We start from the raw sequence: 1,344 nt of genomic DNA on the forward strand, positions 1-1,344 counted from the left end.
ACTCCTTCCCCCCGTCTTACAAGGTCTCCCACCGCCACACACCCATCATTCCTACTCGTGGCCACGGAAACCTCCCTGTCTTTCATCCACCCATTGGACCCTCTGGCGCCAAGCTCTTCATAAATGCTTTTTGCTCCCCGGCTGCCCCTTCTTCACCCTCCAACGACAACTCGGCCCCTGGCTGATACAACCCTCTCTCTCATGGACATGGTTCTACTCGCCCACCCACAAGCACTTATACCATCGTACCGCCAACCACCAGTGGACACGATATCGCCGAGTCCTCCACCACAACAGCCCCATCAACAAACGCTTTGTGTACGACACCACCATAGATCCCCTCACTGTCCAAGATCTCCAGCTTGCCTCCATCTCACATCGAGACGCCACAACCAACCAAGTCACCGTACTTTCTCTCAGCCCGAACGCCCTACGCCAACCCCCAGTCCCAGAAGCTGTGGACTACCCCTTTCGCGAACTCATTCAATCACTTCCCCAGCACTCTCGGTGGGCCCTTCATCGCACGCAAATTGATCCTTCCTCATTACTGTCTGTTGCCATGGCCATCCAACAAGATCAGGCCATTGCCGTCAGTGATGGCTCCTACGATCCCTTTTCCCGCACTGGCTCCTCTGCTTTTATCCTGACCCCAGCCATTACCGACCTTACTACCCAAATAGCAGGTCAAAACCAAGTCGTCGGAGCTCCCTATCAACAAAGTGCTTACCGCAGCGAACTAGCCGGCGTAGCCGGTATCCTTGTTCTTCTAGACCTTATCGTTACCCATTTCTCCATCTCTGCAGGCTCTATTACCATCGGACTGGACGGCGAAAGCGCCCTCAACCAAACCGCCGGCGACTGGCTCCTCAAACCCCAACAAACGGACTTTGATCTTCTTTACGACATTCGCCAACGCCTAAAACTATTGCCCATCACATGTTCCTTCCAGTGGATTAAGGGCCACCAAGACGACCACAAACAATACTCCACTTTGGACCCCTGGGCTCAACTCAATGTGCAATGCGACGAACAAGCTAAAGCCCACTGCACAGCCTGCTCCAACCACATCAAGCCCAACATCCGCTTCAAACACGAGAAATGGTCACTATCCCTCGACCACAACAAACTCACCGGAGTCAATGTCCCCAACCTCTATGCCCAAATCTACAAACCAACCCTAGCATACTGGGCTTCCAAACACGGCATCACTCCCCAAGTCTGGGACTTACTTGACCAGCAAGCCCTGAAACGCGCCATGAAACGCATCCCCTTAGGTAAACAACGATGGCTCTTGAAACACGCCACCGGACACTGCGCTGTAGGCCGCATGGAACTCCTCCGCCA

Annotated in this window: 1 protein-coding gene; it reads left to right on the forward strand. The window is 54.0% G+C overall.

What is annotated here, in order from left to right; genetic code table 11:
• Positions 1-316 precede the first annotated feature (316 nt).
• Positions 317-1,344 (forward strand): hypothetical protein (locus tag V6D20_19475; protein ID HEY9817964.1); only part of this gene is annotated, 1,028 nt, incomplete at its 3' end.

It is taken from the genome of Candidatus Obscuribacterales bacterium, assembly GCA_036703605.1.
Classification (GTDB): domain Bacteria; phylum Cyanobacteriota; class Cyanobacteriia; order RECH01; family RECH01; genus RECH01.